The following is a 14,035-nucleotide window of genomic DNA, read 5'->3' as shown; positions in this document are numbered from 1 at the left end:
GACGCGTCATGTCAGGCAGGACCGCTGGATCCCGTTCTCCCTGGTCAGGAGCTGCTTGTCAGGTTCACTCGTGCTGCCTCATATCGGCGCGTCCAAAGGCGTCCGCGCTCCCCTTGCGCCCCCCCTGCCGCGGCCATGCGGAACACTGGCAGTGACAGTGCTGCGGGACGGCGTCGAGCTGCCCGGATTCCGCGACGCTTCCGAGTTGAGGGACGGCTGCTCGCTTCACGAGCAGCCATCGGCCACTGAGTCCGATCCGCCCCCGGAAGACGCCGACTGTGCAGCAGAAAAACCCCGCAACAAAGACCAGCGATTCTGGCCGACCGTATCCCCCGCGCACAGGCCCGCTCTCAACCTGCCCGACGCTCCCGACACCGATCGCCATCCCCGTCTGCACCGCCCTCACACAAAACCTCACTCGCGCTTCTCAGCCGCGACGCCCCCTGGGGCAGGCACCTGGGGCACACAGCTGGGCCAGCACACCAAGTCCACCGTGAGCCCTCAGCAGCGGTTACAACCACAAACAAGCGATTCCGAACCGAATAAAACGGAAATTGACGCCATCTCAGTCCAATGCAACGAATCCGCCGTGTGCGCTCAATGGAAGTCCCGGAATTTCGAGATCCCCGGCCGCCTGCCGCGCCAACCAGACAGGAACGTCCTCGGTGTACTCTTCCCATTCTGCCCACTGTCTGTACCAGACACCGATTCTCCAATCACCATCCACTGAGGGGATCAGAAAGAACGCGTCACTTTCTGCGGACAGCGCCCATAGCACCGCTCCGGAATCAGAAAACGGATAGACATCACAAGGAATCTTCTCAGGATGCAACTCATGATAGAGAGGCGCCATTTCGGATATCACGTCGCACATGTTCGCAACCAGTGATTCCGGGTGCATAACCTTCAAGAACTTCCCGATTACTCCGGGGCCATACGATGCGCAAAATTCCTTGTACGTGGGCGGCAGTGACCCGACCGAGTCCTCCACTGACCGCCACGCCTCGGTTGAGGAGTAGCCTCGGGGCTCACCGAAGCACTCGCGGACGATATTTGACAACAAGGAGTCAGCCTTTCCGACAACTCGATGAGGGGGTCCGGGAATTGACGACATAGCAGTTGTCATCAACATCACCGCGGGCCACGATCGCAATTGAGCTGGGGATCAATGGGTTTTTCCCACCGTACACGGGCCGCACCCAAAGATACACATGACCCCCGGTCTTGAGCGATTTCTCCACTCGCTGCTCTATCGTGTTGTACATGAGCTGATTCGCCGTCTGGTACATGGGAACGAAGTTCTCCGGGAGATGTCCTGCTCCACCGTAGACCGATGCGATCAGATGACCTCTCGCAGGCTCTTGCCCCAGGTCTCCGAATCCATCAGGGTCCACCGACGGATTCACGCGCTTCGACCGGACATCATCTTTGCTCAGCTGAGCCACCGCTCCAGTCGCACGACATCCCTGCCCGCCCGGAGCCTGCTCCAGAGGCATGTACTCAATGTTCGTTCCCAATCCCCGAGGCCCCGTGTTGCAGGGATCTTCCTTGCTTCCTTCGTCGTCTCGGGTGCAACCTCCGGTGGCTACGCAGACTGCTGCTGTCGTGGCTCCTGCGGCGACGGCGAAGGCGGCGTTGGTGAGGACGGTGGCGGCGCCTGCGGTGTTGATCGCCGCGGCCGGAGCCGCGGCGACGGCCGCTGAGGTGGCGGTGAGGGTGGAGTTGCCGATGGAGGCGGTCAGGGCGATGGCGGTCTGTCGGATGGCTGCCGCGCGGGCAGCGGCTTCCGCGGCTGCGCGGGCGGCGGCGCGGGCAGCCGCTGCTGCTCGCTCCGCAGCGCTCGGCCCGTGGTAGGCGGGACTGCCGCCACCGCCGTGGTGGGTGGGGCTGCCACCACCTCCGTGGTGAGCGGGAGCGCCACGGCCGCCGTGACCGGTGGAACCACCGCCGCCGTAGGGGGTGTAGGGCGGGTCCGTGTAGATGGGGTTGTGCGTGACCGCCGGAGAACCCGCTGCGCAGAACAAGGCCCGGTATCCGCTGCAGTCGTCGGCTCCGATGCTGTTCGAGCCCGCTGTCCAGGCGTTCCAGAACACCTCGCTGGCGAGACCGTAGGAGTTCTGCGCCACGACGAACTTCACCACGTCGCCCCAGCCGATGCCGTGTCCCGAGGGATCGGTTCCCATGAGCGGGCTGTCGTTGCCGTAGGTGAACGGATTGGCGTTGACGGACGCACCGACGGCGGGGTTGTCGACCGTGTCGGTGGAGTTGAAGGTGCCGGTGCCGGGGGCGTACCAGCGGGCGTGCATGTTGACCTGGCCGGTGGCGGGGTCGGTGTACTCGCTCTGGTAGCCGACACTGCCGGTGAGGGTGTCGGCGTCGGGCGTGCCCCACGGGTCGTAGGCGGCCGAGCCGGACAGGGCGGTCCCGTCGGGGGCGTACTGGCCGACCACGTCGGTGTGCAGGTCGGTCCAGGCCAAGGCCGCCGGGCTGCTGGCGTCCGCGACCGCGACCGCGGTGACGGCACCGTCCGGGCCGCGCGTGTACGAAGTGGTGCCGTCCGAGGACACCGTGTTGTCCTGGCCGGAATAGGCCAGTGCGGTACTGCCCGCGGAGGTGACGCGGCCGAGGGCGTCGTAGGCGTATGCGGTGGATCCGGCGGTGATCTGCTGGCCGTAGGCGTCGAAGGTGTCGGTGGAGGTCGTGCCCGTGGTGGTGACGGTGGAGCTTCGCATCGTGCCGCGGGCGGTGTAGGCGTAGGTGTGAGAGCTGTCGGAGACGAGTTGGTCGCGCGCGTCGTAGACGGCCGTCGAGGTCCCGGAGGTGAGGCGGTTGCCGTCGTCGTCGTAGGTGTAGGCGGTGGTGGCCGCCGTGCCGGTGGTGGCGGGGGTATCGCTCCAGGAGGTGAGCCGTCCGGCCTGGTCGTAGCCGTAGTTGCTGGTGCCTGCGTCGGCGAAGCCCGCGGTGGTGCGGCTGGTCAGGCTGTCGGCGTTGTCGTAGCCGTAGGTGATGGCGGCGACCTGCGTGCCGGTCGCCGACTTCAAAGTGTCCGAGGTCAGGCGGTGCAACGAGTCGTAGCCGAAGCTGCGGGTGTCGTTGCCGCTGCCCAGCGAAACCGTGGTGGGCTGGGATACGGAGTTGTAGCCGTAGCTGAGGGTGGTACCGGTGGCCGGGTCGGCGTCGGTGGCCAGTCGGCCGTCGGTGTCGTAGGTGTAGGTGCTGGTGCCCGCGGCGTCGGTGCGGGTCAGCGGTGAGCCTTCCTGGTTGTAGGTGAAGCTGCTGGCGCCGGCCTGGCCTGCGGCGCTGAGGAGCTGGCCGAGGGAGTTGGTGGTGTAGGTCTCCTGGTCCGCGTCGGCTGTGGCGGCCATCAGATGCTGGTCGAGGGAGTAGGCGAAGCTGCGACTGCCGGTGGCCGCGTCGCCACCGGTGCCGCTCTGGGTGGTGAGGTCTCCGAGCGCGTCGTAGGCGTTGGTGACGGTGACCCCGCCAGGCAGGGTGACCACGGTCAGGTGACCGAGGGCGTCGTAGGTGTTCGTGGTGGTGCAGTCGACTGTGGCGGTGTACGCGCCGGCGGCGGGCGCCTTCTTGGTCTCGGGCAGCCCCCACGGGGTGTACGTGGAGTAGGTGGTGTTGCCGTTGCCGTTGGTGTAGGCGGTCTGGTCGCCGACGGCGTCGTAGCCGTAGCTGGTGGTGATCGCGTGGCCGGTACTGACCGGTTCGGTCTGGGTGAGAAGGCGGCCGACGGCATCGTAGGTGTACGTCTCGGTGACGCCCATGGCGTTGGTGGTCGTCAACAGATTGCTGTTGGCGTCGTAGCCGGCGCTGGTGGTGCGCAGGACGGTGCCGTTCGCGTCGAGGTCCGCGGTTGCGGTCTTGCGGCCGGCGCCGTCGTATGTCGAGCGCTGGGCGGTGCCGTCGGGCAGGGTCGCCAGGACGGTGTTGTCGTTCAGGCCGTAGGTGTAGTGGGTGGTGTGTCCGGTGGTGTCGGCGGTGGTTATTGTCCGGCCGAGGGCGTCGTAGGTGGCTGATTGCGTGACGCCGGTGGCCGAGGTGGTGGAGGCGATTTCACCGGCGGGGTTGTACGCGGCGGTGGTCTGCACCTTGGTGGTCGCGTCCGGTGACAGGTAGACGTAGCTCCAGGTGCTCTGCGAGCGGCCGAGGTCGTCGTAAGTGGCGTGGGTGACCGCGCCGGTGCTCGCCCGAGACCGGGTCCACGGACGCGTCGAAGGCGTACGCCTTCGGCAGCAGCACCTTGACCGTGCCGGTGCTGTCCACCAGTACGACTGTGCCGTCGGCTGCCGTCGACAGCGACAGACCGGTCAGTGTCATCGGGAAGACCCATGTCGTCGGCGCCTCCGCCGAGGACAGGACGAGGGATTCCTTGACGCCGTCACCGTTCGCCTCCAGAAGGAGGTTGGTGTCGGGCAGAATCCCGTCGTACTCCGCCGTCGAGCCCGACACGGACGCAGTGACGTTGTTCGCGCCGGACAGCGACCACGATACGGAGGCGGGAGCCGGATCGGCCGGTACGACCATGGTCGCCAGCGGACCGTCCGACGCGGTATCGGTCTCGGCGTCAGCCGTTGTGTTTGCGGTCGTGTCAGCGCTCGTGTCAGCAGTCGTGTCAGCAGTCGTGTCAGCCGCGAAGGATGTTGCCTTCGCGGGGCGGCTGGTGTGGCCGGCCGCGGTCGCGAAGGACACTCCGAGCGAGTTCGCACCTTCTCGCAGGCGTCCGTCGCTCGTACGCTCCAATGTCGTGTCGATCGGCTGCCATTGACCGGCGGCGTCCTGGTAGTTCACCACGCCCTGCGACATGCGACGGGTGAACGTACCGTCGGCGTTGTCGAAGTAGTCGAACCGCGCACCGGACTTCGCCGCCGACCGCTTGGACGTGCTCGCCTCAAAGCCGTGCCAGGTCGTACCGGACGGCCCGGTGTCGGCGGAAGTGCGCGGATCCGCGGAGGGAGCGAGTTCATCCCTGCCACGGCCCTTGGCCTTTCCACTCGGGTGCCCTGCGGACTTGGGCGCGCGATGGACGCCGTCAGCCGATCCGGTCGCCGAGCCAGGACCCGAACCGTCAGCCCCGCCAAGCCACTTGAACAGCCGGGACAGCCCCGAACCCACCGAACCCACCTGCTGCGACGCGGCGAAGGCCACACCGTCCTGCGCCCAGAAAGCCAGCGCCACGGACACCACGACAACCCAGCACTGCCAGCGCAAAACCCGCCGCACGACACCCCACCCGTCTTCACGGAACGCACACCAACGGAGCGCCACGCGCAGCCGGACCAGGCGTCAGACGAGGCGTCAGACGAGGCGCTGAAATGTAACGCCCGTTCGAATCCCGTCACAAGATCTTCACATCAGGAAAAATCTGACGGCCCGACAGGAAAGACGGCTCCCCCGATCGACTGTGTTGAACCTGGCGAAATGCGGTTAACATCCCGCAGCAGCCGATCGATCCACGGAAGGCAGTCGATGAGACGACCCACCCGGTGGGCGCTGGGGACAGCCGCGAGCAGCATTGCCGTTGGGGGCGCCATCGCACTCGTGGTCATCACCACCGGCTCCAGCCAAGGTCACCCACAGCCGCCCGAGGCGGTCTCCACCATCGACGTCCAACCGCGCGCATGCCTGCTCACCGGAAGTACCGTCAACACCGAGACAGCCAGCCGCGTGTGGGCGGGCGTGCGCCAAGCCGCGGCTCACAAGCGGGAATTGACGGCCCAACGCTTCGCCCTGCCAACCGGCGTCACAGCCGACGCCTACCTCGGCACACTCGCCCAGATGCGCTGCACCGTCATCATCACCGTCGGCGACGACCTGCACTCGACGGCCCCGACGGCAGCGGCCGGCGAAGGACCCCGCTACATCATCGTTTCCGACCGACCACCGACCGCACCCGGCACCACCGGCCTGACCCCCTCGGTCGCGACGGCGTCCGCCGTGGCGAGCGCGGTCCTCGGCGCCGTTACGTCCTGAGCCCGGAATGCGCCAATGAACTGCCCTCAGCCACGCGGCCGCCCGCCGTCCAAGGGCCACTGCAACGGACGGCCCACCCCACACATGGCAGGCCCCCAAAGGAAACCCGGCATCAGCGACGCCGATCGCACCCCACACCAGCACCGAACAGGACTTCGCCGACGCGGCCTGCCACAAGGAACCGCCTTGTCGAATACGGACAACGCCCACGGGCCACTGCTCTCGCGCCACGAGTCGAACGCCGGGGTTCCGACGACCGCTTCACAGCGACCACCCCGCCCCGCCACCGCCCTTCACGTAGGGCTACTCGCAGCGCCACCCCAAGTCCCCTAACCGGAACCCAGCGCGCTCCCTCTGCCCTGCAGCGTTCCCCTCGCGCACCCATCCCGTGCCCACCGCTCTCCCGAATCGACCGCTCGCGATGAACTCGCAGGTCAAAAGCACTATGGACTGAACACGACGCGAAATCGACAAGGAGTGACCAATGCAAGCCGTCCACCGCCGCCCGAGCGGCCCGACGACTCATGCCCCGGGCAAGGAAAAACCCCAGGTCACGGCGAGTGAGTCCTGGGGTTTTTCGGAGCCGCCTTCGGGATTCGAACCCGAGACCTACGCATTACGAGTGCGTTGCTCTGGCCAACTGAGCTAAGGCGGCGCGCTGCGCCTTGGTGCCAAGGGTGGCAGGCGCAGCGGCGCCAAGTCTACAGGGTTCCGGGGGGTGGTTCGGACCGTTGGGGGATCAAGGGGGGTGCAGGTCAGGGGTCAGGTGCACTTCTGGTCTTTGGGGGGGACGGTGTCGTCGAGGAGGTAGGCGTTGACGGCGGTGTCGATGCAGTCGGAGCCGCGGGCGTAGGCGGTGTGGCCGTCGCCGTCGTAGGTGAGGAGGTGGCCGGAGGAGAGCTGGGAGGCGAGGGAGACGGCCCAGGCGTACGGGGTGGCGGGGTCGCGGATGGTGCCGACGACGAGGATCGGGGCGGCGCCCTTGGCCTCGATGCGCTCGGCGTGGCCGGTGGACGGCAGGGGCCAGTAGCCGCAGATCAGGGAGGACCAGGCCAGGGTCGTGCCGAAGTGCGGGGAGGCGGCGCGGAAGGAGGGGAGGGCGCGTTCGACGTCGGCCGGGGAGGACAGCGCCGGGGGCAGGTCGAGGCAGTTGACGGCGGCGTTGGCGTACATCAGATTGCTGTACTTGCCCTTGTCGTCGCGCTCGTAGTAGCTGTCGGAGAGCTTGAGCAGCGGGCCGCCGTCGTCCTTGAGGGCGCTGGCCAGAGCGCCGCGCAGGGTCGGCCAGGCGCCCTCGTCGTACATCGCGGCGATGACGCCGGTGGTGCCGAGGGCCTCGGTGAGCGGGCGGCTGGTGCCGGTGGAGAGCGGGTGGCTGTCCAGGGAGGCGAAGAACGCGTCGAGGTGCTTGCCCGCGTCGTCGCTGGACGTCGTGCCGAGCGGGCAGTCGGAGCGCTTGACGCAGTCCGCCGCGAACGCCTTGAACGCGACCTCGAAGCCGCCGGCCTGGGCGCGGCTGCTCTCCAGCGCGCCGACGGAGGGGTCCATGGCGCCGTCGAGTACGAGGCGGCCGACGCGCTGCGGGAAGAGCCCGGCGTAGGTGGCGCCGAGGAAGGTGCCGTACGACTTTCCGACGTACGTCAGTTTCTGGTCGCCGAGCAGTGCGCGCAGGATGTCCATGTCGCGGGCCGAGTCGACGGTCGAGACATGGCCGAGGATCTTGGCGGAACGCTTCTCGCAGCCGCCCGTGAAACCCTTGTCGGCGGTGACGAGTTTGTTGACCTCGGCGCTGTCGTCGGGCGTGGTGTCGACGGCCGTGAACGCGTCCATCTGCGGGTCGCTGAGGCATTCGACGGGCTCGCTGCGGGCGACGCCGCGCGGGTCGACGGCGGCCATGTCGTACCGCGAGGTGACCGCGGTCGGGTAGCCGAGGGCCGCGTACTGGAGGTAGTCGATCGCCGAGCCGCCGGGGCCGCCGGGGTTGACCAGCAGCGAGCCGAGCCGTTTGCCGGGGCCCGTCGCCTTCTTACGGGCGACGGCGAGCTTGAGGTCGTCGGCGGTGACGGGGTGCGCGTAGTCCAGCGGGGCCTTCATGGTCGCGCACTGGAAGCCGGGGACGCCGCAGTCGTGCCACGACAGCTTCTGCCCGTAGTACGGCGCCAGGTCCGCGGGGCTCTCGGACGGCAGCGGTTTGAGCGAGGTGGTGGCGGGGACCGGCGACGACGCCGCGGCCTTGTGCCCGCCCCCCTCTGAGGTGCATGCGGACAGCAGCAGTCCGGTCACCGCGATCACGGTGGCCGGGATGCGGAGCAGGCGCTTGGAGTGCATCGGCGGCTCGGGTCCTCCCGTCGGGTGTTTGCGAGCGTATCGGCCGGGGGGCGGGGACAGACGCTCCGGCTGTCCCCTTACGAGTGATACGCACGATTATGAGTGTTTGAGGGAGGTGGGGGCGGGCGCCGCCCCGGTCGCGGCTTTCGATCCGGGCGAGGCGGGGGACTCTGATCCGGCCGAGGTGCCGTGCGCCTTCGATACGGCCGAGGTGCCGCGCGCCTTCGATACGGCCGACGGGGCGGCTTTACGGCTCGGCCCCTCCAACTTCTCCGTCAGATACCCCGCGACCAGCGCGTACATCTCGCGCCGCACCCGTACGCCGTCGATGATCCGGACCTGGTCGCCGCGCGGGCGCAGGGCGGCGCGCAGGCGCAACGCGGAGGCGCGCGGGGCCAGTTCGGCGGTGGTGGCGGCCAGCAGGAGGGCCGGGTGCGGGCCCGCCGCCGGGGCGGGCGGCGGATACGTACCGGAGATCCCGGCGGCGGCGCGGTACCGGCCAGGGTGGGCCAGCGCCTCGTGCACCGCGCACGGCGCCTGCGCGCCGAGGCCGATGACGGCGTGCGCGCCACTCGCCGGCAGCGCGCGGAAGTGGCGGGCGGCCTCCGCCAGGACGGCGACCGGGTCCTGACCGCAGTCGCGCGGCATGACCAGCAGGAACGGATTGGCCAGGCCGCGTTTGGCCTGTACGGCGAAGCCCTCGAAGAGGTCGGGGGCGCCGCTGGCGGGCAGGTGCGCGAGGACGACGGGGTACACGAGGCTCGCCGCGCCCGCCGACGCGTAACGCGGCGGCAGCCAGACGCGGATGCCGTCGCGCAGCTCCATCAGGGTGCCGCCCGCCGGGTGGCCGACCGTACGCATCTCGGGCGCCGGCGGGGCGGGGGCGGGGGTACGGCTGGGGGCGGGCGGCACGGTGGCCGCGGCCTCGGCCGACGACTCTCCGGCGGGGGCCAGGTCGGCGCGGCCGGTGTCGCGGGAGTCGCTGAGCAGCGGCACGGCGAGCGCCAGGGCGGTGAGCGCCGCGACCCCTGCCGCACCCGCGCGCAGGGCGGTGCCGAGGCGGTCGGCGGGGAGTTCGTACGGCCGCCCGGCGCGCTCTGACCACCAGTGCCGCAGGGCGCGGTGAGCCAGCAGTACGGCGGCGGCGGTCGCCGCGAGCAGCAGGACGGACAGGACGACGTCGGCCACGGCGGAACCCCTCGGGTGCGGGTGCGCTCCCGCTGGGACGGTGCGGCCGGGTACGGGGGCTGGTCCTTGGGCCGGGTCGGGCCGGGTCGGGCCAGGCCGGGTCGGGTCGGGTCCTCGGGGTGGGATGCCCCCCAAGGCGGTGGGTGATTCCGTACGGCGGCGGAAGCGCGGGAACGCTGTCTGCACCTTGCAACGGCTGCGGGCCGTGGGGTGGGAGACGTTACGGGGGCGGGGGCGGGATCACCCGAACGCACCAACGTGGTGACGTGGTGACGTGGTCGGGGGTGCCCTTCCGGGAGCGTGCCCCGAGGCGGGGCCCGGCCCTCAGCCCGCTCGTAGCGCCAGGGTCATGGCCTCCACCGCGAGCAGCGGGGCGACGTTACGGTCCAGGGCGTCGCGGCAGGCGAGCACGGCCTCGATCCTGCGCAGGCTGTTCTCCGGCCGGGACGACGACGCGATCTGCTCGATGCCCTCGCGGACCTCGGTGTTCGCGATGCCGACCGCCGAGCCGAGCTGCACCGACAGCACGTCGCGGTAGAACCCGGCGAGGTCGGTGAGCGCGAGGTCGAGGGTGTCGCGCTGCGTACGCGTCGAACGCCGCTTCTGCCGGTCCGCCAGCTCCTTCATCGCGCCCGCCGTGCCGCGCGGCATCCGGCTGCCCGCGCCCGCCGCCGCGCCGAGGGCCGCCCGCATCTCCTCGGTCTCCTTGCCGTCGACCTCCTCCGCGACCGCCTTGGCGTCCTCCTGCGCCGCGTCCACCAACTCCTGCGCCGCGCGCAGGCACCCGCCGATGTCCGCGACCCGCAGCGGTACGCGCAGGACCGCCGTGCGGCGGGACCGTGCCGACTCGTCCGTCGCCAGCCGTCTCGCACGCCCTATGTGGCCCTGCGTCGCCCGCGCGACCCGCTCCGCCAGCGCCGGGTCGATGCCGTCGCGCCGCATCAGTACGTCCGCGACCGCCTCGGCCGACGGCGTACGCAGGCTCAGCAGCCTGCACCGCGAACGGATCGTCGGCAGCGCGTCCTCCACCGACGGCGCGCACAGCAGCCACACCGTGCGGGGGGCGGGCTCCTCGACGGCCTTCAGCAGTACGTTGCCCGCGCCTTCCGTCAGGCGGTCCGCGTCCTCCATGACGATGACCTGCCAGCGGCCTCCGGCCGGGGACAGCGCGGCGCGGCGCACCAGGTCACGGGTTTCTTTGACGCCGATGGAGAGGAGGTCCGTGCGGACGAATTCCACGTCGGCGTGGGTGCCGAGGGCTGTGGTGTGGCAGCCGTCGCAGAAGCCGCAGCCGGGGGGGGCGCCGAGGGCTCGGTCGGGGCTGACGCACTGGAGTGCGGCGGCGAAGGCTCTGGCGGCGGTGGATCGGCCCGATCCCGGGGGGCCGGTGAAGAGCCAGGCGTGCGTCATTCTGGACGCCGCGGGTTGTGGGCGGCCTTCTTCGTGGGCCGTCACCAAGGCGTTTGCGTCTGCCGCCGCCGCGGACAGCTCCGCGACTACGCGGTGCTGGCCGACGACGTCGTCCCATACCGTCATGTCGACCTCCCTTCTCCCGGGGACCATTCTGCGTCACCCCACTGACAGGGCTGGCCGCCCTTGCTGTGTCTTGTCTTGTCTTGTCTTGTCTTGCCCGCCCGCCCACCCGTGCGAGTGCTTTCTCCGTCTGCGGGTGCCGCTTGTGCCTGGTCGGTCCCGGCCCGGGGTACCTCCTCGAAATCCGTAACACCTGGCCCCTCGCATCCAGTGCCGTTCCTGTCAACGTATTTCTGCGGGGGCACCCCGGCCCGTCCCCTCCGGGTACGTCGGCGTCCGCCTGTCCGGTGGGGGCTGAGGGGGGAGGGGGTGGGTGGGCTCGGGTACGGCGGCGTCCGACGGTCCGGTGGGGTGGGCGGGAGCGGGTGGGCGGGTTTGGGGTACGGCGGCGTCCGCCTGTCCGGTGGGAGGAGGTGGGGGGGTGGGGTACGGCGGCGGGTGCCTGTCCGGCGGGAGGGGGTGGGCGGGAGGAGGGGGTGGGCTCGGGTACGTCGGCGGGTGCCTGTCCGCTGAGGGGGAGGGGGTGGGGGGTTGGGGTACGGCGGCGGGTGCCTGTCCGGCGGGAGGGGGTGGGCGGGCTCTCGGGTACGGCGGCGTCCGACGGTCCGGTGGGGGTGGGCGGGTTTGGGGTACGGCGGCGGGTGCCTGTCCGCTGTGGCTGAGGGGGTCGGGGGTTCCTTTCGGCGGACCGTCCTGCGCCGGTGCCCCCGCCCGGTGACTCGGAAAGCTCGGGCCCTTCCCCAAGCACCCCCCCCACCCCCCACCCCGGCAACCCCCACCGGACATGCGGACGCCGACGTACCGGAAGGGGACGGGCCGGGGTGCCCCCGCAGAAATACGTTGACAGGAACGGCACCGGATACGCAGGGCCAGGTGATACGGATTTCGAGGAGGTACCCCGGACCGGCACCGACCAGGCACAAGCGGCACCCGCAGACGAACAAAGCACCCGCACGGGTGGGCGGGCGGGAAAGAAAACAGGAAAAGAAGAAGAGAAGGCGAGGTCAGAGAGAGAGCCGCTGGACCCCGGAGGAGAGGGCGCGAGGATCGGTGGGGGTGGCGGGATCGGTCCAGCACGACCCCCGCCGCGCGAGCAGCCGCCGCAGCCAGACCTCGGTGGCGACAAGGTCCCCCAATCCGTCGAGGTCCGCCGCCACCCCACTCCCGTCCGCGACAGCGACCAGCGCGGAGCGCACCACGCGGGCGTCAATGAGCCCGGCATCAGCGAGCAGCGGCGCGTCAAAAAGGTCCAGAAGGTCGTCCAGCGCGGAGCGCAACCCGGTGCGGGCCGCCGCCGCAGCGGTGGAGTGGGAGTTGGCGCCCCACCCCGGCGGCAGGTCGCGGACCCCGGCGCCTTCGAGGACGTCGCGCAGGACGTCGGCCCGAGCGCCGGGCCGTACGCGCAGGGCGCCAGGCAGCGCCCGGCAGGCCCGGACGACCTGGTTGTCGAGGAAGGGCGCGTGCAGCCGCTGGCTGGGGACGGCCGCGGCCTGCTCGAAGGCGCGGAAGTCCCCGGCGGTACGGGCCAGCACGGCGCGGGCGCGCCGCTCCCCCGGCCGGTCCATCGGCCACGGCCGCCGCGCGGCGTCCTGGAGGCGGACCGACACCTCGGCCAGCGCCTCCCCGGTGAGCCAGCGGGCGGCCGGCCCTGGCCGTACCCAGGTCATCGCGGCGAGGGACGCGGCCAGCGGCCCACTGCCCGCGGAGCCGAACTCGTAGCGCTGGAGCCGCGCCGCCGCGTCCTCCACACCCTGTTGATAAGGGGTCCGGGCGAGCCGCCGGGCGGCCCGGTAGACGGTGACCGGCACGGTGAAGGGCACGAGCGCGGGGTGCCCGAGCACCCCGTCGGCCCGGGTGAGCGCGGCCACCGGCCGTACGAGGTGGCGGCGACGCCGGTCCATCAGGAGGTCGGCGAGCCGCGCGGGATGCGCGTCGAGGACCTGCCGGGCGCCGTATCCGATGAGGTGGTCGGCGCCGCCGGCGGCGAGCCGCCGCCGGTTGCGTTCGGCGTCGATGAGGGAGGGGGCGGGCTCGTCGGTGAGCGCGCCGCCGCCGAGGTCGGCGTACGGCAGTGCCTCGGGGCCGCCGGGGACGACGACGTGCCGCAGCCGCGGGTCGGCGCCCATGATCCGCGCCCGTTCCAACTGCGCTTCCCTGGAGTGGAGTCCGCCGCCCGAAGACCCGCCGCCCGAAGACCCGGCACCCCAGGGCCCGCCGCCGGAGGACCCCGGCGGTCCGCCGCCCGCGAGGTCGTTGAAGGTGACCGCGAGCAGCCGCTCTCCCGCCAGCGAGCCCGGTGCGCCGGGCAGCATGCCGGGGTTGCCCGGCAGTCCCGCGGCGAGCAGCGCGAGCGTGGCCGAGGCGCTGCCGCCGGAGAGGTCGGCGCCGATGCCGGGCGCGGGCCCGTCCCCGGGGTCGGGGACGAAGCGGGCCTGGGAGAGCCGGGCGCGTACGGCGTCGACGAGCGCGTCCCGTATGCCCTCGACGGCCGCGGTGGCGTCGGCGCTGTTGGTGGGCTGGTGACCGACGGCCAGCGAGGCGGTCTGTTCGTAGCCGCTGATCTCCGGGGCGCCGTCGCGCAGGATGAGCGCGTGGCCGGGCGGGACGCGGCGGACGCCGAGGTACGGGGTGCCGTCGCCGAGCGCTTCGGGCGAGTCGGGGCAGGCGAGGAGCGCGGCGAGGTGGGTGACGTCGAGCCCGGCCTCGATGAGGTCGGCGAGCGGGAGGGCGGCGGTCGCGTACGCCGTACCGCCCGCCCAGTGGGTGTGGAAGACCGGCCTGGCCCCGGCGAGGTCGCCCAACACGGTGATGCGGCGGCCGAGTTGGAGTACGGCGGTGTAACTGCCCGACCAGGCCGTCAGATGGCGCAGCGCGCCGCCGCGCGCGGCGACGGCAGGACCGGCGAGGACATCACGCCCAACGTACGGACGATCGCCGACATCCCCGACCGGCTAGCGGGCGACCGCGTGCCCGAACTGGTGGAGATCCGCGGCGAGGTGTACTTCCC

The 14,035-nt window shown here is 70.9% G+C and carries 8 protein-coding genes, 1 tRNA gene and 1 pseudogene; 2 read left to right on the top strand and 8 right to left on the bottom strand.

The genetic code is table 11. The features are described 5' to 3' along the window. Nucleotides 1-565 precede the first annotated feature (565 nt). From BGM09_RS35255 to BGM09_RS35245, 3 genes are all read right to left on the bottom strand, one after another. Nucleotides 566-865: a hypothetical protein gene (locus BGM09_RS35255; RefSeq protein WP_188285825.1), complete on the bottom strand. Its 300-nt coding sequence runs from the start codon at nucleotides 863-865 to the stop codon at nucleotides 566-568. Nucleotides 866-1,067: 202 nt separating this feature from the next. Further along, nucleotides 1,068-4,097 carry a DNA/RNA non-specific endonuclease gene (locus tag BGM09_RS38675; RefSeq protein WP_188285824.1) on the bottom strand — a complete coding sequence of 1,010 codons (3,030 nt, stop codon included), beginning with the start codon at nucleotides 4,095-4,097 and terminating at the stop codon, nucleotides 1,068-1,070. Then, nucleotides 4,063-5,184: a hypothetical protein gene (locus tag BGM09_RS35245; RefSeq protein WP_188285823.1), complete on the bottom strand. Its 1,122-nt coding sequence runs from the start codon at nucleotides 5,182-5,184 to the stop codon at nucleotides 4,063-4,065. Before BGM09_RS35245 ends, BGM09_RS38675 begins: the two co-directional genes overlap by 35 nt. A gap of 291 nt (nucleotides 5,185-5,475) precedes the next feature. Between BGM09_RS35245 and BGM09_RS35240 the strand changes: the two genes are divergently transcribed. Then, nucleotides 5,476-5,979: a hypothetical protein gene (locus BGM09_RS35240; RefSeq protein WP_188285822.1), complete on the top strand. Its 504-nt coding sequence runs from the start codon at nucleotides 5,476-5,478 to the stop codon at nucleotides 5,977-5,979. A gap of 581 nt (nucleotides 5,980-6,560) precedes the next feature. Here BGM09_RS35240 and BGM09_RS35235 read toward each other — a convergent pair. The 5 genes from BGM09_RS35235 to BGM09_RS35215 form a co-directional block, all read right to left on the bottom strand. Next, nucleotides 6,561-6,634: transfer RNA gene (locus BGM09_RS35235), tRNA-Thr, on the bottom strand. Nucleotides 6,635-6,741: 107 nt separating this feature from the next. After that, nucleotides 6,742-8,307 carry an alpha/beta hydrolase gene (locus tag BGM09_RS35230; protein ID WP_188285821.1) on the bottom strand — a complete coding sequence of 522 codons (1,566 nt, stop codon included), beginning with the start codon at nucleotides 8,305-8,307 and terminating at the stop codon, nucleotides 6,742-6,744. Nucleotides 8,308-8,403: 96 nt separating this feature from the next. After that, on the bottom strand, nucleotides 8,404-9,495 hold the full coding sequence (locus BGM09_RS35225) for a hypothetical protein (protein ID WP_188285820.1): 1,092 nt from the start codon (nucleotides 9,493-9,495) through the stop codon (nucleotides 8,404-8,406). Between the two features lie 324 nt (nucleotides 9,496-9,819). Then, complete coding sequence (locus BGM09_RS35220) at nucleotides 9,820-11,031, bottom strand: DNA polymerase III subunit delta' (protein WP_188283632.1); 1,212 nt, start codon at nucleotides 11,029-11,031, stop codon at nucleotides 9,820-9,822. Nucleotides 11,032-12,032: 1,001 nt separating this feature from the next. After that, a complete protein-coding gene (locus BGM09_RS35215) occupies nucleotides 12,033-13,898 on the bottom strand; it encodes an asparagine synthase-related protein (protein ID WP_188285896.1) in 1,866 nt (621 codons plus the stop codon). On the opposite strand from BGM09_RS35215, the pseudogene BGM09_RS35210 reads away from it, so the two are divergent. Beyond that, nucleotides 13,899-14,035: pseudogene (locus BGM09_RS35210) on the top strand (hypothetical protein); the annotation flags it as partial.

The sequence above is a fragment of the Streptomyces sp. CBMA29 genome (assembly GCF_014596445.1).
Taxonomy (GTDB): domain Bacteria; phylum Actinomycetota; class Actinomycetes; order Streptomycetales; family Streptomycetaceae; genus Actinacidiphila.
The sequence above is the reverse complement of the archived record's forward strand: the minus strand, read 5'-3'. Positions and strand labels throughout refer to the sequence as shown.

Bases quoted from the DNA above. Each gene is read 5' to 3' on its own strand.
- BGM09_RS35240 (WP_188285822.1), top strand. From the start codon at position 5,476: ATGAGACGACCCACCCGGTGGGCGCTGGGGACAGCCGCGAGCAGCATT.
- BGM09_RS35230 (WP_188285821.1), bottom strand. From the start codon at position 8,307: ATGCACTCCAAGCGCCTGCTCCGCATCCCGGCCACCGTGATCGCGGTG.
- BGM09_RS35220 (WP_188283632.1), bottom strand. From the start codon at position 11,031: ATGACGGTATGGGACGACGTCGTCGGCCAGCACCGCGTAGTCGCGGAG.